Source organism: Rathayibacter sp. AY1H3 (assembly GCF_002932015.1).
This window is the reverse complement of the sequence record NZ_PSUU01000016.1, coordinates 19,121-45,189: the sequence shown is the minus strand read 5'-3', so window position 1 is coordinate 45,189 and position 26,069 is coordinate 19,121. Positions and strand designations below refer to the sequence as shown.

Here is a 26,069-nt window from a genome sequence, read left to right as displayed (position 1 = left end):
CTCTGGCCGGAGAGACCCTGTCCACCGAGCGAAGCGGAACCATCGTGACCAACCGCGGCACCAACCTCGACCCCTGGTACAACTCCTATGCGGAGCGCACGGCCGGTCTGGCCGCCAGCGAGGTTCGAGCCCTGTTCGCCGTCGCGTCACGCCCCGAAGTGGTCTCGCTCGCCGGCGGCATGCCGTTCGTGTCCGCGCTCCCCCAGGACCTGGTGACCGGCGCCATCGACACCGTGATGCGGGAGCAGGGGCCCGTCGCGCTGCAGTACGGGTCGGGCCAGGGCGTCCCCGTCCTGCGCGAGCAGATCCTCGACGTCATGGCCCTCGAGGGCATCTCCGCCAGCGCGGACGACATCGTGGTCACCACGGGGTCTCAGCACGCCCTGGAGCTCGTCTCCAAGCTGTTCCTGGACCCGGGGGACGTCGTCCTCTCCGAGGGCCCCAGCTACGTCACGGCGATGGTCATCTTCCGGTCGTACCAGGCCGAAGTCGAGCACGTCCCCATGGACGAGCACGGGCTCATCCCCGCGGCCCTCCGCGAGCACATCGCCCGCGTGCGCGCCGCCGGGAAGACGATCAAGTTCCTGTACACGATCCCCACCTTCCACAACCCCGCAGGCGTGACCCTCAGCTGGGAGCGCCGCGTCGAGATCCTCGAGATCTGCAAGTCCGAGGGAATCCTCGTGCTCGAGGACAACCCCTACGGCCTCCTCTACTTCGAGGATGTCCCGCCGAAGGCGATGCGCTCGCTGGAGGAGGACGGGGTGATCTACCTCGGGACGTTCTCGAAGACGCTGGCTCCCGGCTTCCGGGTGGGCTGGGCTCTCGCTCCGCACGCGATCCGCGAGCGGCTGATCCTCGCCAACGAGGCGGCCGTCCTCAGTCCGTCGTCCTTCAGCCAGCTGGTCATCTCGAAGTACCTCGAGACGGCCGACTGGCGCGGACAGATCGACACCTTCCGCGGCGTCTACCGCGAGCGGAAGGAAGCGATGCTGAAGGGCCTGCAGACCCATCTGCCCGGCCTCAGCTGGACGAACCCGAACGGCGGCTTCTACGTCTGGGTCACGCTGCCCGAGGAGCTCGACTCCAAGGCGATGCTGCCGCGCGCAGTGAAGGAGCTCGTCGCGTACACGCCGGGCACTGCGTTCTACGGTAACGGAGACGGACGTCAGAACATCCGCCTCTCGTTCTGCTACCCGACGCCGGAGCGCATCGGTGACGGCATCCGCCGCCTCGCCACGGTCATCAACGGGGAGCTCGATCTGCTGTCGACCTTCGCGGGCACGGGCCGGCTGAGCAGCGCCGACGCGAGCAAGCGTGACGCCGTCCTGCCGCCGAACGTCTCCTGACACCGCTCCTTCGATAAGAAAGCCCTGGTCATGACCGATTTCTCTGTGCTCGACCGTACACTCGACATCGTCGTCATCAGCGGTGGCATCAGCCACGAGCGCGACGTCTCCTTGCGGTCGGGCCGTCGCGTGGCGGATCGTCTCTCCGCGATGGGCCACCGCGTCTCCCTGCACGAACCGGACGCCGGCCTCCTCTCGACGCTCCTGCAGAAGCGTCCGGACGTCGTCTGGCCCGCGGTGCACGGGGCGAGCGGTGAGGACGGTGCGCTCCTCGGGCTCCTCGAGGCGGCTGGCTTCGCCTACGTCGGCTCGCAGACGGACGCGGCGCGCCTGGCCTGGTTCAAGCCGACCGCGAAGACGCTCGTCGCTCGCGCGGGCTTCTCGACCCCGAGCTCCGTCACCCTCCCCCGCGAGACCTTCCGCGAGCTCGGAGCCGCCGGGATCCTGGAGCAGGTCGAGGCGCACCTGCCGGGCTCCCTCGTGGTGAAGCCCGCTCAGGGCGGTTCGGCCCAGGGCGTCAGCATCGTGACGGAGTCGTCGCAGCTCCCGCGAGCGATGGTCGAGGCGTACACCTATGGCGACGTCGTGCTCATCGAACAGCAGATCCAGGGGACCGAGATCTCCGTCGGTGTTCTCGACCTCGGTGACGGTCCTTTCGCCCTGCCGCCTGTCGAGATCGCACCCGTCGCGGGCCAGTACACATTCGAGGCGCGCTACAACGCGGGGGAGACGCACTTCTACACGCCGGCACGGATCTCGCCGGAGATCACGGAGGAGGTGTCCCGCGTGGCCGTTGCGATCCACGAACTGCTGGGGCTCCGCCATCTGTCGCGCCTCGACTTCATCATCGACGACGCCGGACTCCCCTGGTTCTTCGACGCGAACGTCCTTCCCGGAATGACCGAGACCTCGCTCGTTCCCCAGGCTATCGAGGCGTCCGGCCGCTACCTCGGCGACGTCTACTCCACCCTCGCGAAGCTCGCAGCCTCCTGACTCCATACCGTTTCACGTGAAACGGTCCGCTGGGCGTACGCTGCTGATCACGTGGCTGCTGAGTTCTGACGAGTGCTCGAATCCATGCCAGACGAGTAATTGCGTCGCGGCCGATCAGGACCCTCTATCGCCGCCTTCTCCCTACAATGCGGGTCGAGTAGCCGCTCAGTAACGGGTCCACGTCTTCATCAGCAGACCAGTAGTGCCAACTCGGGGAAGAACCCGAGGGCGCGTATCGACTCCCACCAACCTTAGACATCTGTCGCCGCGCCGGCCGATCATCCGCAGATCAGAGTGGTACATCCCGCCCCCGCCGCCACCTTTTCACCAGCCCCACGGGCATCCATCGCCACCTGGTCCTCGTCATCATGCTGGTCGAGTAGACGCATTGCCGCGTATCGAGACCCGGCCACCCCCAGTGGGTACCTGGCGGGCGTTGCCTGGAGCGATGTATCCGCGCCCACTGTCTGGCCATATCCGCAGACATACCGGTGAAGAGCAGTAGTGCGTCGAATCGAGGCTCACCACGATCGCCACCCGCGCCATCTCTGGGGAGACACAACATGGTCGATCGACGCTGATCGACACCAGGTACCCGTCGCCATGCTGGTCGAGTAGCCACTACGCGACGTACCGAGACCCACGGCCCGAAGGGACCCCTTTAGCTTGGTTCTCCGACCTCAACTTCGCCTCGGGGGGGTGGTGTCTCTCTTCCGCTGGTCAGGCGAGCAATCGCTTTCGAGCATTGCGGTCGAAGTCGGTCCCACGATGATCCGCATGGGCGTCCAATGTTCTCGGCAGGGGCGTTTCACGTGAAACGCTTCCGCAGGCGTTGAGCAACTTCGATCCGAAATGTTGCGCCCGTTGGAGCGAGTCGAGCCGACGAGGGCCTCCTCTCGTACATGACAAGCTCGTAGCTCTTCAATGGCTAGGCCGCCCTAGAGCGGACCGTTTCACGTGAAACGGCCTTTCCATCGTCTCTTTCAGTGCTCTCTGGGGGCGACCGCCGACGGGGTCCTCCGTCAAACCTCGGCGAAGCCACTCATCACATCTGCATCGATCCGCGAAAACGAAGCGATACTGCCTTTCGTCTAAGCTTGCCCCCCGCCGGCCAATTTCTGGAGGTCCAAGAAGCACTCCTCACCGGCGACTTGGGATGCACGGACAGCCGAGGTGATCCTCATCTCAGCGGCCAACGTAGGAATGTTTCACGTGAAACATTGCGCACGCGAATATCGGCGACCATGACGTCGCCCTGGGCAGCGGAGAGCGCCACCGAGTACGACCCGCCCGGGCACCCGTCCAGCGCCCGCCAGCGAGTCACCGAAAGCGACATGAACTCCCGAGGTCAACGACGTCTGAACTCAGCCAACCCTAGATCCGGCGCTCCACGCCTACTCAACCGCCATGTAGGCTCATCGTGAGCTGCTCTATCCAGAGATCAATGCCCCAGATACTCGGCGATCGTCACCGTTCGGCAATACCAGCCGTATTCTCGACCAGGACCGGAGCCAGCAGGGCCCCGCAGAACCTGGGACCACTTCATCGGTCTGTACCGGTCAGAAGGGCCTATCAATCAGAGAGGACGACAACCGAGAATTCTCAGCTCACAAGGCATCTCGAAGATCGCCCCAAGCGTGCTGATCTGCGATCGCGGTGCCGACGAGGGGAGCGGATATCGCCACACCGGCGATTGCGGCCAAGAACACAGCGCGAGCACGCGCACGCCAGCCGCACGGCGAATCAGTGGCGGCTGCTAGGCCGGCCACTACGGAGCGAGCGACACCTCGGTCGGCTCCCCGATCTCGGCGAGGATGCGGTTCAGGTCCTGGATGGTGGCGAAGTCGATGACCATCTGGCCCTTGCGAGCACCCAGAGTGACCTTGACACGCGTGTTCAACCGGTCGCCGAGGTGATCCGCGATCGACGAGAGGTGTCCGGAGTGGCCGCCCTGCTCCTCCACCACAGGACGCGTGGTCGTCCGCGGCGCCTTCATCTGCGCGGCGGCAGCCTCGGCGGCACGGACGGACAGGTCCTCGTTGACGATCTTGTCGGCCAGGCGGCGCATCATCTCGACGTCGTCGAGGGACAGAACCGCACGCGCGTGTCCTGCGGTCAGGACGCCGGCAGCGACGCGGGCCTGCACATCGGCCGGGAGCCGCAGGAGACGGAGTGTGTTCGAGATCTGCGGCCGCGAACGTCCGAGCCGCGTCGCCAGGGCCTCCTGGGTGATCCCGAAGTCGCTGAGGAGCTGCTGGTAGGCGGACGCCTCCTCGAGCGGGTTGAGGTCGGCGCGGTGCAGGTTCTCCAGCAGCGCGTCGCGGAGCATGTTCTCGTCGGCCGTGTCCTTGACGACCGCGGGGATGGTGGTCAGTCCCGCGGCCTTCGAGGCGCGGAACCGGCGCTCACCCATGACGAGCTCGTACTTCGCTCCGCCGCGAGCCGTCACGGGCCGGACGACGATCGGCTGCAGCACTCCGAACTCGCGGATGCTGTGGACGAGTTCCGCGAGGTCGTCCTCGTCGAACACCGACCGCGGCTGCGCCGTGTTGGGGGTGATGTCGGCGAGGGGGAGTCGCGCCAAGCGCGCTCCGGGGACCTCGAGGAGCTCCTCGGCACGGGCCGAATCGCCGACCTGATCAGGGAAGAAGACGTCGACGGGCCGGGAGCGCGACTCGTCGCTGGTCGGGATGAGCGAGCCGATCCCCCGGCCGAGTCCCGTGCGCTTGGTCGCCATCAGCGTGCCTCTCCTTCGTGTGCCGTCTCGGGTGTCTTCCGGGCTCCGCGTCGTGCGATCTCCGCGGCCGCCTCCAGATACGCCAGCGAACCGGACGACTGCGGGTCGTAGCTGATCACGCTCTGTCCGTAGCTCGGCGCCTCCGAGATCCTCACGTTGCGCGGGATCACCGCGCGCAGCACCTCCTTCGGGAAGTGCTCTCGGACATCCGCTGCCACCTGCTGGGAGAGGTTCGTGCGGCCGTCGTACATCGTCAGGAGGATCGTCGAGACACCGAGGTTCGGATTGAGGTGCCGCTCGATCAAGTCGATGTTCTTGAGCAGCTGGCTGAGCCCCTCGAGCGCGTAGTACTCGCACTGGATCGGGATGAGCACCTCGCGAGCGGCGACGAACGCGTTGATGGTCAGCAGACCGAGCGACGGCGGGCAGTCGATGAAGACGTAGTCGAACGGCTCGTCCATGGTGTCGAGCATGCGGTCGAGCGCACGGCGAAGACGCTGCTCGCGTGCGACGAGCGAGACCAGCTCGATCTCGGCGCCGGCCAGGTGGATGGTCGCCGGCACACCGTAGAGCGAGGCGAACTCCGGGCTCTTCTGCACGACCTCCGCGAGGGGAGTGTCGTTGACGATCACGTCGTACACGCTGGCCGTCTCGGCGCGGTGCTCGATGCCCAGGGCCGTCGACGCGTTGCCCTGCGGATCGAGGTCGATGACGAGCACCTTCGCCTCACCGCGGGCGAGCCCGGCGGCGAGGTTGACGGTCGTCGTCGTCTTGCCGACGCCGCCCTTCTGGTTCGAGATCGTGATGACGCGCGTCGACTCGGGCTTGGGCAGCGGCTGGGCGTTCAACAGTGCGCGCCGACGGGTCATGTCCGCGATCTCCCGGGCCAGGGGAGTCGAGGAATCGAAGCCTCCGGTCAGACCGGCGGAATCGGTTTGTTTCACGTGAAACCTTCGCTCAGCGAGTGGGACGGACATCAGCACCGAGGAGTCGACGGACGAGGAGTCGGGGGCTCACTGCGGCGTCGTGGCGATCAACCCACTGTAGCCCGGACGACCCTCGTCACCTCGGAGAGCACGCCGTCGCCGAGCACGACGACCTCGGGCGGGGAGAGCCGGAAACGACGGATCTGCTTGGCCGCCGCCTCGATCTCCTTCTCGGCGTTGATGCCCTTCAGCAGGACCAGCTCGCCTCCGGGCCGCAGCAGCGGCGCGGTCAGCGGGATCAGCTTCGAGAGGGCGCTGACCGCCCGAGCGGTCACCTGGTCGAGAGGCTCCGCGAGCTCCGCCTCTTCAGCACGGGCTCGAAGAACTGAGATATTCTCGAGTCCGAGTCCGTCCACCTGCTCCTGAAGCCAGACGACGCGACGCTCCATCGGCTCGATGAGCACGAAGCGGACGTCGGGCCGCACGATGGCGAGGACGAGCCCGGGAAGGCCCGCGCCACTGCCGACATCACCCACCAGTCCCGGACGCAGGAGAGGGGCCACCAGGGCGCTGTTGAGCACGTGCCGCGTCCAGAGACGGGGGAGCTCCAAGGGCCCGATCAGGCCGCGCTCCTCACCCTGGTCAGCGAGAGCTTCCGTAAACCGCCGCAGGAGGGGCAGGCGGTCGCCGGCGATCGCCGCAGCGGCTGCGGGCTCGGCCTCGAGGGTCGACTCCACGCCGTTCAGCCGCGGGTGATGACGGTGTGGCGCTCGCGCGCCTCGCCGCGCGACTCCGACACGAAGCCGCGCTCGCCCACCATGTCGTGGACCAGCTTGCGCTCGTACGACGACATGGGCGGGAGCGAGGCCGACGTGGCGCCGTCCTCGATCCGCTCGATCGCGCGGTCGACCAGCTGGGCGAGCTCCGCCTCGCGGGCGTCGCGGGAGCCGCCGATGTCGAGGATGAGGCGGGAGAACGCGCCGGTCTTCGTCTGGACCGCCAGGCGCGTCAGCTCCTGCAGTGCCTGGACGGCGTCGGGGCGGGAGAGCACCCGGAGGTTCGTGTCTCCGGAGGCGGTGACCGAGAGGTAGGCGCGGCCGTTGCGGACCTCGATGTCGATGTCGCCGTCGAGGTCGCAGATGTCGAGGAACTCCTCGATGTAGTCGGCGGCGACGTCGCCCTCGTCCTCGAGCTGCGAGAGCGTGGACTCGGGCGCCTCGTCGACGGCGGACGCGTCCACGTCCGCGGGTGCGGACGCGTCGTCGGTGATGGTCTGCATCGGATCGGTCATGGCGGCTCTACTTCTTTCCGGCTTGCTTCTTGGAGCGGTTCTTGCTCACGGGCTGCGTGCGCTGCACGGCCTTCTTCTCGACGAGGGTGACGTCGCCGGCGGCCGTGGTCTCCTCGACCAGCTTGCCCTTGCGGCGCAGGCGCTCCTCGCGGGCCTTGGCGGCCTCGCTGCCCGGGGTCGGCATGTTCCGGATGACGATGAACTGCTGGATCATCGTCCAGATGTTCGAGGTCAGCCAGTAGAACATGACGCCGAGGGGGAACGCGAAGCCCGAGAAGGCGAAGACGAGGGGGAGGATGTAGAGCAGGATCCGCTGCTGCTTGAACGTCGGCGAGGCCTTCGCCTCGGGCGACATGTTCTTCGACACGATCTGCAGCTGCGTGATGAACTGCGACGCGGTCATCAGGACGACCATGATCACCGCGATGATGATGACCGGCTCCTGGCCGCCCTCGGCGAGTGCGCCCTGGATCGACTGGTGCAGCGGTGCGACGCCGAAGAGGTTCGCCTCGCCGAACTGGCGGGCGAGCGTCTCGTCGAGCGGGCCCACGCCCTTCTGGCTGTGCTGAGCCGCGTTCAGCACCGAGAACAGGCTGAAGAAGATCGGCATCTGGATCAGCAGGGGCAGGCAGGAGGCGAGCGGGTTGGTGCCCGTCTTCTTGTAGAGCTCCATGGTCTCGCGGGACATCGCCTCGCGGGACAGCTGGTCGCGCTTGCCCTTGTACTTGTCCTGGATCTTCTTGAGCTGGGGTGCGACCTCGAGCATCCGGCGCTGGCTCTTGATCTGCTTGACGAAGATCGGGATGAGCGCTGCGCGGATGACGATGACCAGGCCGACGATCGAGAGGACCCAGGTGATTCCCGCGGCCGCCTCCATGCCGGTGAAGGTCAGCAGCTGGTGGAAGGCGACGAGGAGCAGCTCGACCACCCACTTGAGGGGCCAGAGGATCGTGCCGAGGAGGTCCATGGAGTGGGGTCAGTCCTTTCGAGGGCCCACGACGAACCCGGCTCGCGTCACGGCGAAGCGGGTCCGGCCGGAAGCCGGTCGGTGCAGGGGGATCGAGGTCGGGACGTCGTCGATGCCGCCGGCCGCCCACGGGTGGCAGCGGAGCAGACGGCGGGCCGCGAGGACGGAGCCGAGGACGAGCCCGTGGAGCTGGACCGCCTGGAGCGCGTACGCGGAGCACGAGGGGTAGTAACGGCAGACGTCCCCGTAGAGAGGGGACACGACCGCCCGGTAGACGATCAGGAGCAGGACGCCGATGTTCCGCGGCAGCAGGAGGATCGCCCACCCGAGCCGGGCGAACGGCGCCTCGCGGCGGGGGATCACGGCGGTCACGAGGACGCCCCGCTCTTCCGCGCGGCTCGCGCCATCGCGGACCACACCTCGGAGCGCAGCTCCGACCAGGGGGCGTTGGCGCTGCCGGGCAGCGCGCGGACGACGACCTGGGTGCCGGGGTCGATCTCGGGGACGAGCTCGAACGCCACGGCCTTGAGCCGGCGACGGACGGTGTTGCGCGTCACCGCGGTGCCGACCGTCTTGGCGACGATGAACCCGAACCGCGCCGGATCGCCCGCGGAGGACCGGCGGACATACGTGACGGTGTGCGGTCCTGTGGACCGCACACCGCGACGGACGACTGTCCGGTACTCGCCTCCGTGGACGATGCGATTGGCTCTGGCCAGCACCGCTGGTCGGTACCGCTCGCTGCTAGGCGGAGAGCTCGGTGCGCCCCTTGGCGCGGCGCGCGCTGAGGATGCCGCGGCCGGCACGGGTGCGCATGCGCAGACGGAAGCCGTGCACCTTGGCGCGACGACGGTTGTTCGGCTGGAAGGTTCGCTTGCTCATAATCAGATCTCCACGTACGTGTTCCGCGGCGCGAACCGGCGCCACCCGCTCGGGCGGAGACTCGGATCCTCCGGGAAGAAGGGGTGCCCGGCTGCGGAATCCGCTCGGCCTGCGAGGGCCGCACGGACGACACCGGGCAGGCGTCAACTGATTTAAACTACGGCCTGTTCCGTCACCGGTCAAATGTGGACGGCGCGAAACCTCGATCATGCACACGGGACACGGGGTTCCGCGCATTGACACGCGGGTGTCGCTGTGGTGGATTTGTCTCCCGTCGGCTCCGTTCGTTACGGTGTTGAGCCGCAGTTATCCACAGGTGGGATCCGCGTCCTCCCGCGCCCGCACAGGCATCGCTCGAGGCCGGTGGACAACCCTGTGGAGAGAGCGGCACTCGAGACCCGGCTCCGCGCCCGGTCCGCGACGCCCCTGCAGCGGGCGGCGACGGGTCCGGCGGAGACGGCGATCCCGCAGCGACTTCACAGCGACAGCACCCAGGACCGGAGACAGATGGCAGACGACACGTCGATGGTCGACGCGTGGAACGTGATCCTCGGCGCACTGTCCCAGGACGAGCGGATCACCGCTCCCCTCTACGGGTTCGTCTCGCTCGTGGAGCCCAAGGGCATCATGGCGGGCACCTTCTACCTGGAGGTCCCGAACGAGTTCACCCGCGGGATGCTCGAGCAGCGCGTGCGCGTGCCCCTGCTCAGCGCGATCGGGACGCTCGACGACTCCTTCGGCGTCACGACGTTCGCCTTCGTGGTGAACCCCGACATCGAGCACGAGCCCCTCAGCTCCCCGTCGTCGCAGGAGTCGATGAACCCGTTCGAGCCGATCACCGCCTCCTCGGCGACGGTCGCGCCGACCCGCGGGGTCGAGGAGCTGCGGACCGTGCCGGCGACCGACACCCGGCTGAACCCGAAGTACAGCTTCGACAACTTCGTCATCGGAGGCTCCAACCGGTTCGCGCACGCCGCGGCCGTCGCGGTCGCCGAGGCTCCCGCCAAGGCCTACAACCCGCTCTTCGTCTACGGCGACTCCGGGCTCGGCAAGACGCACCTCCTCCACGCCATCGGCCACTACGCGATGAGCCTCTACCCGGGGATCCGCGTGCGGTACGTCTCGAGCGAGGAGTTCACGAACGACTTCATCAACTCGATCGCGAACAACCGGGGCAACGCCTTCCACGGCCGCTACCGCAACGTCGACATCCTCCTGATCGACGACATCCAGTTCCTGCAGGGGAAGGCGGAGACGCAGGAGGCGTTCTTCCACACCTTCAACCAGCTGCACGACCACAACAAGCAGGTCGTGATCACGTCCGATCTGCCGCCGAAGGCACTGACGGGCTTCGAGGACCGGATGCGCTCGCGCTTCGAGTGGGGCCTCATCACCGATGTGCAGGCCCCCGACCTCGAGACCCGCATCGCGATCCTCCGCAAGAAGGCGGTCAGCGAGAAGCTGCTCGTGCCCGACGACATCCTCGAGTTCATGGCGTCGAAGGTGTCGAGCAACATCCGCGAGCTCGAGGGGACGCTCATCCGCGTCACCGCGTTCGCGAGCCTGAACCGGACGCCGGTCGACATGTCGCTCGTGCAGACCGTGCTGAAGGACCTGATCACGCTCGACGAGGACAACGTCATCTCGCCGGTCGACATCATCAACCACACCGCGGACTACTTCAAGCTCACGGTCGACGACCTCTACGGCTCGTCGCGCTCGCAGGCCGTCGCCACCGCGCGCCAGATCGCCATGTACCTGTGCCGCGAGCTGACGAACCTCTCGCTGCCCAAGATCGGCCAGCTGTTCGGCAACCGCGACCACACCACGGTCATGTACGCGAACAAGAAGATCTCGGAGCTCATGAAGGAGCGCCGCAGCATCTACAACCAGGTCACCGAGCTGACCACCCGCATCAAGACGAACCGCTAGCCGGCAGTCGTACGGTCCCCGGGACCACCTGTCCCGGGTGGCGTGCCCCGGGGTCCATCGGCGTCCGTGCGCGGTGGCCGGGTAGTCGCTCCCCTCTCCTCGTGTGAGGGGAGGCGGAGGCGACGGGGGTCGCGGCGCGAGCAGCAGGACGTCGGTGTCGGCGCGCTGGGGCTACTCGACCAGCATGAACCGCACGTGCTCAAGGGGTCCGGGTGAGCGGCTGAGCGGCCGGCGTGCGATCGGACGGTGTCGATCCGCCGTGCGTTGGCCCGGAGGGCAACGGGGGGAGAGGGAGCGCGCACTGTCTTCCGGGCCGCTCGGACGGCGGCAGCTGCCCTCGACGGTCTCCGTCGTGACCGGAGAAGTCGTCGACGGACTCCTCGGACCTTCCGCGCGCGCCTCGGACACGCCGCCTCGCGCGCCCCGGAGGGCCGATTTCCACAGTGTGAGGAACCTGTGGATAACTGTGGACAACCGCCTCGGGACTGTGCGCCGGGAGAGCCCGCCTGTGGAGGGCGACAGGTCGGCCCGGATCGCTCCACAGGGCCTCCACGGGCCCGCTCACACTCCCTCCACAGGGGCGGGTCCCTCCGATCCCACCCAGGAGTAGGGGTCCGAAGCGTTTTCCACAGTTTCCACACGTGTTAACACTGTTAACGCAGTTCTCTCTTTAATGAAGCCTCGACCGGCAACCTCTCCACAGCGGCTCGGGAGTGCTCGGCGGTCCACCCCCTTCCGAGCTCGTCGAGCCCGGCGGGTACGATGGGCGACGGTCTTCGTCCGCGACTCGTCAGGGGTGTACTCGTGAGGTTCCAAGCCAACCGCGATGTCTTCAGCGAGGCGGTGTCCTTCGCGGTCAAGCTGCTTCCGCAGCGCACGACCCTGCCGATCCTCTCCGGAGTCCTCATCGAGGCGACCTCCGAGGGTCTGACGCTGTCCTCCTTCGACTACGAGGTGTCCGCGCAGACGCAGATCGCGGCCGACGTGGAGGAGACGGGGACCGTGCTCGTCTCGGGCCGTCTGCTCGCCGACATCGCGAACCGCCTCCCCAACGCTCCCGTGCGCATCGCCACGGAGGAGTCGCGCGTCTCGGTCTCGGCCGGCTCGGCGCACTTCACGCTCCTGCAGATGCCCGTGGAGGAGTACCCGAGCATCCCCGAGATCGACGCCTCCACCGGCCTCGTCCCGGCCGACGCCTTCGCGGCCGCCGTCTCGCAGGTGGCGGTAGCCGCCTCCCGCGACGACGTGACCCCCGTCATCACCGGCGTGCAGCTCGAGATCACCGAGAACACGATCGGCCTCGTCGCGACGGACCGCTACCGCGTCGCCGTCCGCGAGATCGACTGGGACAACGGGGACAACCCCGCGCCCACCCAGCCGCTCACCGCCCTCGTGCCCGCGCGCACGCTGCAGGAGGTCGGCAAGACCTTCGGCCACTCCGGCACCGTCTCCGTCGCGATCACCAACCGCGACGAGCGCGAGCTGATCGCCTTCACCGCGGACCGCAAGACCGTCACGTCGCTGCTGATCAAGGGCAACTTCCCGCCCGTGAAGCGCCTCTTCCCCGCCTCCGTCGAGAACTACGCGGTCATGTCGACCAGCGACCTCATCGAGGCCACCCGCCGCGTCTCGCTCGTGCTCGAGCGCGAGGCGGCCCTCCGCTTCAGCTTCAGCAGCGACGGCCTCACCCTCGAGGCCATCGGCTCCGAGCAGGCGCAGGCGTCCGAGAGCATCGACGCGATCGTGACCGGCGACGACGTGGTCGTCTCGCTCAAGCCGCAGTTCCTGCTCGACGGCCTCGCCGCCGTCCACTCGGAGTTCGTGCGCATCGCGTTCACGAAGACCGAGAACCCCAACAAGCCCGGCCCCGTCCTGATCACCGCGCAGACCTCGCGGGAGCAGCCCGGCAGCGACAGCTACCGCTACCTGCTCCAGCCCAACCTGCTGCTGCGCTGACCACTCCCCGGATCGCAGAGCCGCGACCGCCCCGCTCCCGACGAGCGCCCGCCCGCCGGACAACGAATCCAGGAAGGTTCACCATGCACATCGGACTCGTCGGCCTCGGCAAGATGGGCGACAACATGCGCTCCCGCCTCCGCTCCAAGGGGCTCGAGGTCACCGGCTACGACCGCAATCCCGACGTCTCGGACGCGGCCTCTCTCGACGAGATGATCGCCGCACTCCCCTCGCCCCGCATCGTCTGGGTGATGGTGCCGGCCGGCGAGATCACCGACGCGGTCGTCAAGGACCTGTCGGAGAAGCTCAGCGAGGGCGACCTCGTCATCGACGGCGGCAACTCCCGCTTCACCGAGGACTTCAAGCACGACGCGCTGCTGAAGCCCAAGGGCATCCACTACATCGACGCGGGCGTCTCCGGCGGCGTCTGGGGACTCCAGAACGGCTACGGCCTGATGGTCGGCGGCCCGAAGGAGCTCGTCGAGTACGCCATGCCCGTCTTCGATGCGCTGCGCCCCGAGGGCCCCCGCGAGGAGGGCTTCGTCCACGTCGGCGAGGTCGGCGCCGGCCACTACGCGAAGATGGTCCACAACGGCATCGAGTACGCCCTGATGCAGGCGTTCGCCGAGGGCTACGAGCTGCTCGAGACCCGCAGCGACATCATCAAGGACGTCACCGGCACCTTCAAGGCCTGGCAGCGCGGCACGGTCGTGCGCTCCTGGCTCCTCGAGCTCCTCGTCCGCGCCCTCGAGCAGGACCCGGACTTCAAGAACATCGAGGGCTACGTGCAGGACTCGGGCGAGGGCCGCTGGACCATCGAGGAGGCCATCAACAACGCCGTCCCGGTGCCCACGATCAGCGCCTCGATCTTCGCCCGCTTCGTCTCCCGCCAGGAGGACTCCCCCGCGATGAAGGCCGTCGCAGCGCTCCGCAACCAGTTCGGCGGGCACTCCGTCAAGGCCGTCGACTGAGTCGGCTGGTGAGGACTGCCTCCGGCAGTCCTCACGGCGGTCGGCTTCCGGAGGGGGGCGCGTTCCGCAGGGCCGGTGACGGACGGCGGACTGCGGCCCTCCGCCCCCGTGAGGCAGGGATGCTCTCACGGGGGCGGCGGGCCTCCGGCCGCCTCCACCTTGCTACCGACGTCGGGCGGCGAGCCTGCGGCCGCCTTCACGGGCGGGGACGGGGCTCGGCCGATCATGGTGAGCGAGTAGTGGCCCCGGAGGGGCGTATCGGGATCCGCGTCCCGGACGGTTCCGCCGCCGTGTCGGTCGAGTAGCCCGCAGGGGTGTGTCGAGACCGGGGGCGCAGGCCAGGCCGGCAGGGGGAGAGCGGACCGCAGGCGCCGGAGCGGGTGGATCGGCCGATCGGGACGGGCGAGGAGCCCGCAGGGGTGCAGGGAAGGCCCGCGACGACGGGTGGAGGAGAGGAGCGCGACGTGCAGGTGACGCAGCTGGCGCTCAGCGACTTCCGGAACTACGAGTCGGTCGACGTCGAGCTCGTGCCCGGACCGAACCTCTTCGTCGGCCGCAACGGCCAGGGCAAGACGAACCTCGTCGAATCGCTCGGCTACCTCTCCACCCTGGGCTCGCACCGCGTGTCGAGCGACCAGGCGCTCATCCGCGCCGGCCGGGACAGCGCCGTGGTGCGCGCCCGCCTCCGCAACGGCGAGCGCGACCTGCTGGCCGAGGTGCAGATCAACCGCTCCTCCCCCAACCGCGCGCAGATCAACCGCGGCGGGATCAAGCCGCGCGAGCTCCCCCGCTTCTTCTCCAGCGTCCTCTTCGCCCCGGAGGACCTCCTCCTCATCCGCGGCGACCCGTCGGCCCGCCGCCGCTTCCTCGACCAGCTGGTGATCCTCCGCTCCCCGCGGATGAGCGCCGTCCAGGCCGACTACGAGCGGGTGCTGCGCCAGCGCAACTCGCTGCTCAAGTCGGCGCGCGCGAGCGGCGTCCGCGACCCGTCGAAGCTCGGCACCCTCGACATCTGGGACGAGCGCCTGATCGCGCTCGGGACCGAGATCATGCAGTCGCGCCTCACCCTGGTGGAGGAGCTGAGCGGACCCGTGCGCGCCGCGTACGAGGCGGTCGCCGGTGCCGACCAGCGTCCGGTGCTCCGCTCCCGCCTGAGCATCGAGGGCGCGGTCGACGACGACGGCGAGCCCGTGGAGCAGCCGGGCGCCGCGTCACCGGCGGCGGGCGAGGGACTGGCGGAGGCATTCGCGTCCGCCCTGGCCGGGGTGCGCCGCCGCGAGCTCGACCGGGGCGTCTCCCTCGTCGGCCCGCACCGCGACGACGTGCAGTTCGAGCTGAACGCGCTGCCGGCCAAGGGCTACGCCAGCCACGGCGAGAGCTGGTCGTTCGCCCTGGCGCTGAAGCTGGGCGCTGCGGAGCTGCTCCGGCGCGACTCCCCCATGGGCGATCCGGTGCTGATGCTCGACGACGTCTTCGCCGAGCTGGACGCGCGCCGGCGCGAGCGCCTCGCCTCGGTGGTCGCCGACTACGAGCAGGTCCTGATCACCGCGGCCGTCTTCGACGACGTCCCGGAGGCGCTGGCCGCGCACACCGTGCGGATCGAGGCCGGCCGGATCGTCGGCACGGGCGCCGCCGCCGCGCCGATCGCCGTGCCGGAGCCGACCGCACCCGACTCCGCCTCGTCCGATCCGGTGTCCTCCGACTCCCCTCTTCCCGATCCCGAGTCCTCCCGCTCCTCCTCTCCCGATCCGGTCTCGTCCGACTCCCCTTCTCCTGGTGTCGTCTCCTCCGCCGCGGCCTCCTCCTCGGAGCCCGCGTCCCCAGCGCCGGCGTCCACGGATCCCGCGTCCCCGGAGCCGCCCGCCCCCGCCCCGTCGGAGCCGGCCGATGGCTGACTCCCCCCGCCGCGGAGCCCCTGCACCCGACTCCGAGGCCGCCCGGGTCTACCGCCACCTCAAGGAGGTGTTCGGCGCCGACGGCCCGCGCCGCATCCGGAAGACCGTCGAGCGCGCCGAGCCCAAGGGCGACGCGATCCCGTTCGGCAAGGGCCGCGACCCGCACGACCTCGGCGACGTCCTCGACTCCCTCACGGTGAAGCTCGGTTGGACGGCGCCGCTGGCGCAGGGCGACCTGATGTCGTCGTGGACGGCGATCGCCGGCGAGGAGACCGCGAAGCACTCGACTCCGGTGGGCGTCGTCGACGGCGTGCTGACGGTCGCGTGCGAGTCCACGGCGTGGTCGACGCAGCTCCGGCTGATGCGGATCGAGATCATGAACCACATCGCCGTGAACTTCCCCGACGCGGGCATCGCGTCGATCCGTTTCCAGGGCCCGGACGTCCCGAACTGGAAAAAGGGTCCCAGGTCGATTCCAGGGCGTGGTCCGCGCGACACCTACGGCTGAGGACGCATTTTCGGTCGACCGCCGATCTTTCGCGCCTCAGATCGCCGTCCAGCGCTTCGGATCGACCCGGCACGCGGTAGAATGGAGGGCCGCCGAACCGCAGTGACGCCGCCGCGCGGGCGATCTCCAGATCACCGTGCGCGTCGCGACGGACCGTCAGAGGAGAACTCCACAGCTATGACTCACGAGCCGAACGACTCCACGTCACCCGCAGCGAACGACCTGGACGCGAACGGCTCAGCAGCCCCCTCCGCTCCGCACGAGAGCATGTCGACCAAGTCGTCCGGCGACTACGGCGCGAACCAGATCCAGGTCCTCGAGGGCCTCGAGGCGGTCCGCAAGCGCCCCGGCATGTACATCGGATCCACGGGTCCGCGCGGTCTGCACCACCTGGTCTACGAGATCGTCGACAACGCCGTCGACGAGGCGCTCGCGGGCTACTGCGACAACATCGAGATCCTGATGCGCGCCGACGGAGGCGTCACCGTCTCCGACAACGGCCGCGGCATCCCGGTCGACATGCACCCGACCGAGGGCATCTCCACGGTCGAGCTGGTCCTCACCGTGCTCCACGCCGGCGGCAAGTTCGGCGGAGGCGGCTACGCGGTCTCCGGCGGCCTGCACGGCGTCGGCTCCTCCGTGGTCAACGCGCTCTCGACGCGCCTCGACGTCGAGGTCAAGCGCCAGGGCGCCGTGTACCGGATGAGCTTCACCGACGGAGTGCCGGACGCCCCGCTCGAGAAGGGCGAGGCCAGCGACGAGACCGGCACGACGATCACCTTCTGGCCCAACGCCGGCATCTTCGAGACGGTCGAGTTCGACTACGAGACCCTGCGCGCGCGCTTCCAGCAGATGGCGTTCCTCAACAAGGGCCTGCGCATCGCGCTGACCGACCAGAACGAGGTCGAGTTCGAGGGGGAGGGCGAGAACGAGACCGAGGGCGACCGGACCGACGTCTTCCACTACGAGAAGGGCCTCGTCGACTACGTCGAGTACATCAACTCGCTGAAGAAGTCGGACCTCGTGCACTCCGAGATCATCGATTTCGAGTCCGAGGACACCGAGCGCCGCATCTCGCTCGAGGTCGCCATGCAGTGGACCACGGCCTACACCGAGAGCGTCCACACCTACGCGAACACCATCAACACCCACGAGGGCGGCACCCACGAGGAGGGCTTCCGCGCCGCGCTGACCACTCTGGTCAACCGCTACGCGCGCGCGAACAACCTGCTCAAGGAGAAGGACGAGAACCTCTCGGGCGACGACATCCGCGAGGGCCTCACCGCCGTCGTGTCGATCAAGCTCGGCGAGCCGCAGTTCGAGGGCCAGACCAAGACGAAGCTCGGCAACACCGAGGCGAAGGCGTTCGTGCAGCGCGTGGCCGGCGAGCAGCTGGCCGACTGGTTCGACCGCAACCCGAGCCAGGCCAAGGACATCATCCGCAAGGCGATCCAGGCGGCCTCGGCCCGCATGGCGGCGCGCAAGGCGCGCGAGACCGCCCGCCGCAAGGGCCTGCTCGAGGGCGGCGGCATGCCGGGCAAGCTCAAGGACTGCCAGTCCAAGGACCCGTCGATCTCCGAGATCTTCATCGTCGAGGGCGACTCGGCGGGAGGATCCGCGGTGCAGGGCCGCAATCCCGAGACGCAGGCGATCCTCCCCCTCCGCGGCAAGATCCTCAACGTCGAGAAGGCGCGGCTCGACCGTGCTCTCGGCAACAACGAGGTCCAGGCGATGATCACGGCGTTCGGCGCCGGCATCGGCGAGGACTTCAACCCCGACAAGGCGCGGTACCACAAGATCATCCTGATGGCCGACGCCGACGTCGACGGCCAGCACATCACGACGCTGCTGCTGACGCTCCTCTTCCGCTACATGCGCCCGCTGATCGACCTCGGCTACGTGTACCTCGCGCAGCCGCCGCTGTACCGCCTCAAGTGGTCGAACTCCCCGCACGAGTACGTCTACAGCGACCGCGAGCGCGACGCCCTGATCGCGCACGGCTCGGCGACCAACAAGCGCATGCCCAAGGAGAACGGCATCCAGCGCTACAAGGGCCTCGGCGAGATGGACTACAAGGAGCTGTGGGAGACCACGATGGACCCCGCCACGCGGACCCTCCTCCAGGTCACGCTCGACGACGCGGCCGCGGCCGACGAGATCTTCTCCACCCTCATGGGAGAGGACGTCGAGTCCCGCCGCTCCTTCATCCAGAAGAATGCGAAGGACGTGCGCTTCCTCGACATCTAGCTGTCGAGGAAACGGACGTCCTTCGAGAGGCGGCAGCCGGGCGGTCCAGTGGACCGCCCTCGCGACCACCTCGAACACGTGACGGCGGCCCTCGATGGGCCGCATCCTCGACCAGAACGCGACAGAGGCCCTCACCGGCCCGCACACCGACGACACACCTGACACCCAGCGCGACCGCCGCCCCCGCTCCTCCGGGGCACGGACCCACCTGAGAGACCAGAGACCATGGCAGAAGAACCCACCACCCCCACCGGCCCGGACGAGAGCGACGACATCGTCACCGAGACCGGTGTGGTGATCCACGGTCACGACAAGATCGAGCCGGTCGACCTGCAGCTCGAGATGCAGCGCTCCTACCTCGACTACGCGATGAGCGTCATCGTCGGGCGAGCCCTGCCGGAGGTGCGCGACGGCCTGAAGCCCGTGCACCGCCGCGTGATCTACGCCATGTACGACGGCGGCTACCGTCCCGACAAGGCGTTCTCGAAGTGCTCGCGCGTCGTCGGCGACGTGATGGGCCAGTTCCACCCGCACGGCGACTCCGCGATCTACGACGCGCTGGTCCGCCTGGTGCAGCCGTGGAGCCTCCGCTACCCGCTCGCGCTCGGGCAGGGCAACTTCGGCTCCCCCGGCAACGACGGCGCCGCCGCCCCCCGGTACACCGAGACCAAGATGGCGCCGCTCGCGCTCGAGATGGTCCGCGACATCGACAAGAACACCGTCGACTTCCAGGACAACTACGACGGCCGCACGCGCGAGCCGGCGATCCTGCCGGCCCGGTTCCCGAACCTGCTCGTCAACGGCTCCGTCGGCATCGCGGTCGGCATGGCGACCAACATCCCGCCGCACAACCTGCGCGAGGTCGCCGCCGGCGCCAAGTGGGCGCTCGAGAACCCCGACGCGACGCGCGAGGAGCTCCTCGAGGCGCTGCTGCAGCGGATCAAGGGACCCGACTTCCCCACCGGTGCGCAGATCCTCGGCGTCCGCGGCATCCAGGACGCGTACCGCACCGGCCGCGGCTCGATCACGATGCGCGCCGTCGTCTCCATCGAGGAGATCCAGGGCCGCACCTGCCTCGTCGTCACCGAGCTGCCGTACCAGGTGAACCCGGACAACCTGGCGATCAAGATCGCCGAGCTGGTCAAGGACGGGCGCGTCTCGGGCATCGCCGACATCCGCGACGAGACCTCCGGTCGCACCGGCCAGCGCCTCGTCGTCGTCCTCAAGCGCGACGCCGTGGCGAAGGTGGTGCTGAACAACCTCTACAAGCACACGCCGCTGCAGGAGAACTTCGGCGCGAACATGCTCGCGATCGTCGACGGCATCCCGCGCACGCTCTCGCTCGACGGCTTCATCCGCGCGTGGGTCGACCACCAGGTCGAGGTCATCGTGCGCCGCACCCAGTACCTCCTCGACGAGGCGGAGGCGCGGATCCACATCCTGCGCGGCTACCTCAAGGCGCTCGATGCGCTCGACGAGGTCATCGCCCTCATCCGCCGCTCCCCCACCGTGGAGGAGGCGCGCGACGGCCTGATGGAGCTGCTCGACATCGACGAGGTGCAGTCCCGCGCCATCCTCGACATGCAGCTGCGCCGCCTCGCGGCCCTCGAGCGCCAGAAGATCATCGACGAGCACGACCGGATCCAGGCCGAGATCGAGGACTACAAGTCGATCCTCGCGAGCCCGGAGCGCCAGCGCACGATCATCTCGGACGAGCTCGACGAGATCGTCGACCGCTTCGGCGACGACCGCCGCACCGAGATCCTCTTCGGGTTCGACGGTGACATGAGCGTCGAGGACCTGATCCCCGAGGAGGAGATGGTCGTCACCGTCACCCGCGGCGGCTACCTCAAGCGCACCCGGAGCGACTCCTACCGGGCGCAGCACCGCGGCGGCCGCGGCGTGCGCGGCGCGCAGCTGAAGGCCGACGACATCGTCGAGCACTTCTTCGTCACCACTACGCACCACTGGCTCCTGTTCTTCACGAACACCGGCCGCGTGTACCGCGCCAAGACCTACGAGCTGCAGGAGGCCGGCCGCGACGCCAAGGGCCAGCACATCGCGAACCTGCTCGCGCTCGAGCCGGGGGAGCAGATCGCGCAGATCCTCGACATCCGCGACTACGAGGCGGCCCGCTACCTCGTGCTCGCCACGCGCGACGGCCTCGTGAAGAAGACGGCCCTCTCGGAGTACGACACGAACCGCTCCGGCGGCATCATCGCGATCAAGCTGCGCGACGGCGACGAGCTCGTCTCGGCGCTCCTGGTCGAGGAGGACAGCGACGTGCTGCTGGTCTCCCGCAAGGGCATGTCGATCCGCTTCACCGCGTCCGACGAGGCGCTGCGTCCGATGGGCCGCTCCACCTCCGGAGTCCGCGGCATGTCGTTCCGCGGAGAGGACCGCCTCCTCGACGCCAACGTCGTCAGTGACGAGGGCTTCGTGTTCGTGGTCACCGAGGGCGGCTACGCCAAGCGCACCGCGGTCGACCAGTACCGCCTCCAGGGACGCGGCGGGCTGGGCATCAAGGTGGCCAAGCTGGAGGAGAAGCGCGGCGACCTCGTGGGCGCCATCATCACCGGAGAGGACGACGAGGTGCTCGTCGTGCTCGCCAGCGGCAAGGTGGTACGCTCTGCGGTGGCCGAGGTACCGGCCAAGGGTCGCGACACCATGGGAGTCGTCTTCGCACGATTCGCTGAGGACGACCGCATCATCGCACTCGCCAAGAACACCGAACGCAATCTCGACGCCCAGGACGAGGATCCCGACGCCGCGGCGCCGGCCGAGTCCGCCCCGGTGTCGGAGGAGGATGGGTCCGTAGATGAGTAGCACCGTCGCCGAGAAGCTCGCCAGGAAGTCCGCGAAGAGCCCGGCGGCGAAGCAGGTCCGCCTGAAGCTGGTCTACGTCGACTTCTGGTCGGCCGTGAAGCTCTCGTTCCTGCTGGGCCTGACGCTCGCGATCATCACGATCGTCGTCGTCTACCTGGTCTACACGGTCCTGGCCCAGACGGGAGTGTTCGACGAGGTCAACGGCCTCGTGCAGGACATCGCCGGCGCCGAGGCGTTCGACCTCAACACGATCATCTCGCTGCCGCAGGTCATGGGCTTCGCGATCGTCGTCGCGGTGCTGAACACCATCGTCACCACCGCGCTCGGCGCGATCGTGGCGCTGCTGTACAACCTCAGCGTCAAGATCACCGGCGGCCTCCTGGTGGGCTTCACCAACCAGTAGGGCGCACGGTCCGGCCGATTGGGATTCCTGCTCGATGTCGGGTAGAGTCTCCTCTGGCCATTCCGGGGGTATAGCTCAGGCGGTTAGAGCGCTTCACTGATAATGAAGAGGTCCCAGGTTCAAGTCCTGGTACCCCCACCCGGTCCGAACGGCCCGTCACCTCGCGGTGGCGGGCCGTTCGACTCTCGGAGACGGATCGCCCCGTCTCCGGCCCGGGGCCTTAGCTCAGTTGGTAGAGCGCCTGCTTTGCAAGCAGGATGTCAGGAGTTCGAATCTCCTAGGCTCCACACTTCCTCCCCGCTCGCGGGTGCTCCCCCTTCGTCGGCCCTTCTGGTCCACCGGCCCACGGCACTCCGGGTCCTCCGCCGTCGCGGGGTCACCGTGTCGAGGTCTTCGGCGGCCTCTCCTGTCGCCGACCGTGCAGTCCCCGCGATCGAGGTCGCCACTCGGACGGCCGAGTCGCCCGCTCAGCGGTCCACGCAGGCGAGGCCGAGGAACTGCTGGACCGAGAGGGTCTCGGACGTGCCGTCGCGGATGTCGCCGACGATGATCTCACCGACGGAGAGCGTGTCGAACTGCTCGGCCGTGAAGACGACCGGGCGGGCGAGCACGGAGCGGTCGGTCGCGTAGGCGCCCAGCGCGAGGTCGACGCCGAGCGGGAACCGCTCGATCACCGTGTCGGCCGGCCAGACCGTGGATCCGGAGAGGTCGGTCGCGCCCAGCTGCGTGACCGGGGACGGGGAGACCCAGCGGGTGACCCTCCGCAGCCCGTCGCCGATGGTCAGGGGGGCGGAGTCGGAGGCGGCGAGGTCGAGGCCGTCGACGGACCCCGAGCACACGACGACGACCCCGAGGACCTCGCCTCGCTCGCCGCTCCGTCCGAGCCCGACCGCGGCCGTGGTCACCGGCTCCTCGGAGGCGCACCCCGAGAGCGCGAGGTTGCCGAGCAGAACGACGGTGCTCGCGAGCGCGGCGCGACGGTGCATGGGTCCTCCCGCGGCCACCCTACGCGGGCAGGGCGAGGGCCAGAGCGGCGAGAGCCTGCGGAAGGGAGGGAGCGCCCTCCGCTCGGAAGACCACCTCTCCGGCCGTGTCCCGCACGACGACCGTGGGGGTCGAGCGGATGCCGGCGGCCTCGGCCTCGACGGGGTGGAAGGCCACGTCGCGCTCGCGGATCTCGGCGGCGGGGACGAGCTCCGCGGCGCGCTCCAGCACCGAGCGCGCGGCATGGCAGGCGCCGCAGAAGGCGGAGGTGTAGAGCTCGACGATCACGACGAAGGGAACGCCGGGGCGCGGCCGGGGATTCCCGGGCACCGTCAGCGGAGGAGCCAGGCCTCGTTCATGGTGAGGGCCGCGTCGACGAGCTCGACGCGCTCCAGCTCCTCGACGTCGCTCAGGGGGAACCAGGCGGCGGCGTCCGTGGAGCCGTCCACCTCGTGCGTGAGCTCCCCGCCCACGATGCGGGCGCGGTACACGACGCGGATGGCGTGCAGGGGGCCGGCCTCGGGGTCGCTGCGGCGGTGCGCGGGGATCACGTGCGAGTCCACGCCGATGAGGGCCTCGAGCTCGGCACGGTAGCCCGTCTCCTCGAAGATCTCGCGGACCGCGGCGTCGGCGGGCGACTCGCCCTCGTCGATCCCGCCGCCCGGAAGCGTCCAGGCCGACCAGGGGCCCTGGCTCCAGTGCGCGAGCAGCATCCGCTCACCGTCGATGATCACGCCGTACGCGGCGACCCGGATGTCCACCGCAGAAGCCTAACCCGGGCATGCAAAGGAGCCGGACCCCTTTAGGGGCCCGGCTCCAGCGACGAGAACGTCAGGAAGCGGTCGAGGCCGCGTTCTGCGCGGCGCTCTGCGGCTCGTCCTCGGCGACCCACAGCTCGTCGTCGGCGCGGAACGTCTGCCAGACGGCGTAGCCGATGCCGCCGACGGCGACCAGCGCGGCGCCGATCGCGAAGACCGTCCCGGCCTTGCTCTTCTTCTTCGGGGGAGTGGTGAGCTCCTCCCAGCGCGCCTTCGAGATCTCGGCGAGCTTCGCGCGGTTCTTCGAGTCCTTGGCGGCCTCGAAGGCGGCGGCGGCCGTGCCGCCCACAGCGGCGAAGGTCGGGACGACCTTGTGCTTGTAGGCGTTGCGGGCCGAGGAGTACGTGCCCTCGACGGCCGAGACGCCGTTGTCGTAGACCGGCTTGACGCGCGAGTCATACGTGTCCTTGACGAAGGGGACGAGCTCCTTCTTGGCGTACTTCGACGCGTGGCGGCGGCTCTTCTCGAGCACGGAGGCCGCGTGCGCCAGCACCTCCTGCTGCTCGCCCCAGACCGCCTCGGCGTTCTTGCGAAGACGCTTGAGGTCCTTCTTGTGCTTACGTGACAGACCCATGTTGGTCCTCCATCGGCTACGAGCAGCGAACGCCTCAATACTGCCACTCATCGATCGGCGTCCGCATCGCGCACCCAGCGCATTGACACCGGGCGTTGCAGGGGCCTACAGACGCGCTGTGCGAGAATCCGAGCATGCCTTTGCACACCGCAGTCGCGACGTTCCACACCAACAAGGGCGACATCGTCGTCAACCTCTACGGGAACCACGCTCCCAAGACGGTCCGCAACTTCGTCGGTCTCGCGACCGGCGACATCGAGTGGACCCACCCCGCCACGGGTGCGAAGACGAAGGAGCCGCTCTACAACGGCACCGTCTTCCACCGCATCATCCCCGACTTCATGCTCCAGGGCGGCGACCCGCTCGGTCAGGGCATCGGCGGCCCGGGGTACCAGTTCGACGACGAGATCAACTCGGAGCTCGACTTCACCCAGCCCTACATCCTCGCGATGGCGAACGCCGGCAAGCAGGCGGGCCGCGGCACCAACGGCTCGCAGTTCTTCATCACCGTGGCGCCGACCACCTGGCTCCAGGGCAAGCACACCATCTTCGGCGCCGTCGCCGACGAGGAGTCGAAGAAGCTCGTGCAGTCGCTCTCGGCTGTTCCCACCGACGGCCGTGACAAGCCGCTCGAGGACGTCGTGATCGAGAGCGTCGAGATCACCGAGGTCTGATCGCCTCATCCACCACTCATTCGAGGGCCGGGTCCGTCAGGGCCCGGCCCTCGTTCTCCCCGGAGGCACGTCCGTGACCCAGGTCCCGCCGAGCAGCACCTACTCCTGCTACCGACACCCCGACCGGCAGAGCTTCGTGCGCTGCCAGCGGTGCGGCCGCACCATCTGCGGCGAGTGCCAGACTCCCGCTCCGGTCGGAGTGATCTGCCCGGACGACATGGCGCAGCAGCGCGCCACCGCGCCGCGCACCCGCGGTCCCCTCCTCTCCCGCGTGCGGGCCATGACCCGTGCCGACCAGCCGACGGTGACCTACGCGATCATCGCGCTCTGCATCGTGCTGTGGATCGTCGAGATCCTCCCCTTCGTCGGCGGGCCGGCGGTCAACGCGCTCCTGTACGCCCCCGCCTACACGCTCCCCGGCTTCGGCGCCGGCTTCGAGCCGTGGCGGATGCTCACCTCGGTGTTCCTCCACAGCACGTCGCTCTTCATCGTCATCCCGTTCCACCTGGTGCTGAACATGTACACGCTGTGGGTGTTCGGCATGGTGCTCGAGCGGATGCTGGGCCGCGGGCGGTACCTCACCCTCTTCCTCCTGAGCGGTTTCGCCGGGTCGGTGGGCGTCCTGCTCCTCGCGAACCCGCTGACCCCGGTGATCGGCGCCTCCGGTGCGATCTTCGGGCTGATGGGCGCGTACCTGGTGATCCTCCGGCATCTGGGCGGTCAGGCGTCGCAGCTGCTGGTGCTGGTCGGACTGAACCTCGTCATCGGCTTCCTGCCCGGGATGAACGTGGCGTGGCAGGCGCACGTCGGCGGTCTGGTGGCCGGCGCGCTCATCGGGCTGGTCTTCACGAAGACCCGGCAGCGCGCCCAGCGGCGCACGCAGAACCTCCTCGTCGGGCTCATCGGAGTCGGACTGGTCGCGATCACCGCCGGCGCCTACGTCCTCGGCTGATCCCTCCCCCTCCCGCAGCGGCGGGTCCGGCAGTGCCTCGCGCACTCCCGGGCCCGCCGCTTCGTCGTTCCCGTGGCGACCGTCTCCACCGCTGTCCACAGGTGCTCTCAACAGGTGGGGAGGAAGTTATCCACAGAGTTGTTAACACTGGGGAGAACGTCCCGGGTGTCCTCCTCGGGAGGAC

23 protein-coding genes, 2 tRNA genes and 1 pseudogene are annotated in these 26,069 nt (G+C 68.7%); 14 read left to right on the top strand and 12 right to left on the bottom strand.

Features of this window, described 5'->3' with window-relative positions; all coding sequences use genetic code 11:
• Window positions 1-41 precede the first annotated feature (41 nt).
• On the top strand, window positions 42-1,349 hold the full coding sequence (locus C5C33_RS08070) for a PLP-dependent aminotransferase family protein (protein WP_374953821.1): 1,308 nt from the start codon (window positions 42-44) through the stop codon (window positions 1,347-1,349).
• Window positions 1,350-1,379: 30 nt separating this feature from the next.
• A complete protein-coding gene (locus tag C5C33_RS08065; protein ID WP_104260878.1) occupies window positions 1,380-2,342 on the top strand; it encodes an ATP-grasp domain-containing protein in 963 nt (320 codons plus the stop codon).
• A gap of 1,768 nt (window positions 2,343-4,110) precedes the next feature.
• On the opposite strand, the gene C5C33_RS08060 is transcribed toward C5C33_RS08065, so the two are convergent.
• From C5C33_RS08060 to rpmH, 8 genes are all read right to left on the bottom strand, one after another.
• Window positions 4,111-5,079 (bottom strand): ParB/RepB/Spo0J family partition protein, encoded by a 969-nt coding sequence (locus tag C5C33_RS08060; protein WP_104222684.1) that lies wholly within the window; start codon window positions 5,077-5,079, stop codon window positions 4,111-4,113.
• The gene (locus C5C33_RS08055; RefSeq protein WP_258069206.1) at window positions 5,079-5,948 is read right to left on the bottom strand and encodes a ParA family protein; all 870 of its coding nucleotides are present in this window, start codon (window positions 5,946-5,948) and stop codon (window positions 5,079-5,081) included. The genes C5C33_RS08060 and C5C33_RS08055 overlap by 1 nt, the downstream gene beginning before the upstream one ends.
• Before the next feature lie 164 nt (window positions 5,949-6,112).
• Complete coding sequence (rsmG, locus tag C5C33_RS08050; protein WP_181136218.1) at window positions 6,113-6,742, bottom strand: 16S rRNA (guanine(527)-N(7))-methyltransferase RsmG; 630 nt, start codon at window positions 6,740-6,742, stop codon at window positions 6,113-6,115.
• A 5-nt stretch (window positions 6,743-6,747) separates the two neighbouring features.
• Window positions 6,748-7,296, bottom strand: a complete 549-nt coding sequence (locus tag C5C33_RS08045) for a R3H domain-containing nucleic acid-binding protein (protein WP_244229531.1) — start codon at window positions 7,294-7,296, stop codon at window positions 6,748-6,750.
• A gap of 7 nt (window positions 7,297-7,303) precedes the next feature.
• Entirely contained in the window at window positions 7,304-8,263 is a 960-nt protein-coding gene (gene yidC, locus C5C33_RS08040; RefSeq protein ID WP_104222681.1) for a membrane protein insertase YidC, read from the bottom strand.
• Between the two features lie 9 nt (window positions 8,264-8,272).
• Window positions 8,273-8,626, bottom strand: a complete 354-nt coding sequence (yidD, locus tag C5C33_RS08035; RefSeq protein ID WP_258069205.1) for a membrane protein insertion efficiency factor YidD — start codon at window positions 8,624-8,626, stop codon at window positions 8,273-8,275.
• A 5-nt stretch (window positions 8,627-8,631) separates the two neighbouring features.
• Window positions 8,632-8,985: a ribonuclease P protein component gene (gene rnpA, locus C5C33_RS08030; protein ID WP_104260876.1), complete on the bottom strand. Its 354-nt coding sequence runs from the start codon at window positions 8,983-8,985 to the stop codon at window positions 8,632-8,634.
• Between the two features lie 22 nt (window positions 8,986-9,007).
• On the bottom strand, window positions 9,008-9,145 hold the full coding sequence (gene rpmH, locus C5C33_RS08025; protein WP_055784512.1) for a 50S ribosomal protein L34: 138 nt from the start codon (window positions 9,143-9,145) through the stop codon (window positions 9,008-9,010).
• Window positions 9,146-9,652: 507 nt separating this feature from the next.
• On the opposite strand from rpmH, the gene dnaA reads away from it, so the two are divergent.
• The 10 genes and pseudogenes from dnaA (at window position 9,653) to C5C33_RS07975 (ending at window position 22,170) form a co-directional block, all read left to right on the top strand.
• Complete coding sequence (gene dnaA, locus C5C33_RS08020; protein WP_104225789.1) at window positions 9,653-11,077, top strand: chromosomal replication initiator protein DnaA; 1,425 nt, start codon at window positions 9,653-9,655, stop codon at window positions 11,075-11,077.
• Between the two features lie 804 nt (window positions 11,078-11,881).
• Window positions 11,882-13,033, top strand: a complete 1,152-nt coding sequence (gene dnaN, locus C5C33_RS08015; RefSeq protein ID WP_104222678.1) for a DNA polymerase III subunit beta — start codon at window positions 11,882-11,884, stop codon at window positions 13,031-13,033.
• Window positions 13,034-13,116: 83 nt separating this feature from the next.
• Entirely contained in the window at window positions 13,117-14,004 is an 888-nt protein-coding gene (gene gnd / locus C5C33_RS08010; protein WP_104222677.1) for a phosphogluconate dehydrogenase (NAD(+)-dependent, decarboxylating), read from the top strand.
• 464 nt (window positions 14,005-14,468) lie between these two features.
• Window positions 14,469-15,629 (top strand): annotated as a pseudogene (gene recF / locus C5C33_RS08005) (DNA replication/repair protein RecF); the annotation flags it as partial.
• A 262-nt stretch (window positions 15,630-15,891) separates the two neighbouring features.
• Window positions 15,892-16,407, top strand: a complete 516-nt coding sequence (locus tag C5C33_RS08000) for a DUF721 domain-containing protein (RefSeq protein ID WP_104237766.1) — start codon at window positions 15,892-15,894, stop codon at window positions 16,405-16,407.
• Window positions 16,408-16,674: 267 nt separating this feature from the next.
• Entirely contained in the window at window positions 16,675-18,654 is a 1,980-nt protein-coding gene (gene gyrB, locus C5C33_RS07995; RefSeq protein ID WP_208543372.1) for a DNA topoisomerase (ATP-hydrolyzing) subunit B, read from the top strand.
• Between the two features lie 225 nt (window positions 18,655-18,879).
• Window positions 18,880-21,480, top strand: a complete 2,601-nt coding sequence (gyrA, locus tag C5C33_RS07990) for a DNA gyrase subunit A (RefSeq protein WP_104222674.1) — start codon at window positions 18,880-18,882, stop codon at window positions 21,478-21,480.
• Window positions 21,473-21,883, top strand: a complete 411-nt coding sequence (locus C5C33_RS07985) for a DUF3566 domain-containing protein (RefSeq protein ID WP_104222673.1) — start codon at window positions 21,473-21,475, stop codon at window positions 21,881-21,883. The genes gyrA and C5C33_RS07985 overlap by 8 nt, the downstream gene beginning before the upstream one ends.
• Window positions 21,884-21,947: 64 nt before the next feature.
• Window positions 21,948-22,021 (top strand) — tRNA-Ile (locus C5C33_RS07980).
• Between the two features lie 76 nt (window positions 22,022-22,097).
• Window positions 22,098-22,170: transfer RNA gene (locus C5C33_RS07975), tRNA-Ala, on the top strand.
• Between the two features lie 180 nt (window positions 22,171-22,350).
• On the opposite strand, the gene C5C33_RS07970 is transcribed toward C5C33_RS07975, so the two are convergent.
• From C5C33_RS07970 to C5C33_RS07955, 4 genes are all read right to left on the bottom strand, one after another.
• Window positions 22,351-22,869: a hypothetical protein gene (locus C5C33_RS07970; RefSeq protein ID WP_104260875.1), complete on the bottom strand. Its 519-nt coding sequence runs from the start codon at window positions 22,867-22,869 to the stop codon at window positions 22,351-22,353.
• 19 nt (window positions 22,870-22,888) lie between these two features.
• Window positions 22,889-23,155, bottom strand: a complete 267-nt coding sequence (locus tag C5C33_RS07965) for a thioredoxin family protein (RefSeq protein ID WP_104222728.1) — start codon at window positions 23,153-23,155, stop codon at window positions 22,889-22,891.
• 44 nt (window positions 23,156-23,199) lie between these two features.
• Complete coding sequence (locus tag C5C33_RS07960; protein ID WP_104222671.1) at window positions 23,200-23,628, bottom strand: NUDIX hydrolase; 429 nt, start codon at window positions 23,626-23,628, stop codon at window positions 23,200-23,202.
• Window positions 23,629-23,698: 70 nt separating this feature from the next.
• The gene (locus C5C33_RS07955; protein ID WP_104260874.1) at window positions 23,699-24,259 is read right to left on the bottom strand and encodes a hypothetical protein; all 561 of its coding nucleotides are present in this window, start codon (window positions 24,257-24,259) and stop codon (window positions 23,699-23,701) included.
• A 134-nt stretch (window positions 24,260-24,393) separates the two neighbouring features.
• Between C5C33_RS07955 and C5C33_RS07950 the strand changes: the two genes are divergently transcribed.
• The gene (locus C5C33_RS07950; protein ID WP_104222669.1) at window positions 24,394-24,933 is read left to right on the top strand and encodes a peptidylprolyl isomerase; all 540 of its coding nucleotides are present in this window, start codon (window positions 24,394-24,396) and stop codon (window positions 24,931-24,933) included.
• A gap of 73 nt (window positions 24,934-25,006) precedes the next feature.
• Window positions 25,007-25,885, top strand: coding sequence for a rhomboid family intramembrane serine protease (locus tag C5C33_RS07945; protein WP_104222668.1), 879 nt, complete (start codon window positions 25,007-25,009; stop codon window positions 25,883-25,885).
• Window positions 25,886-26,069: the final 184 nt, after the last annotated feature.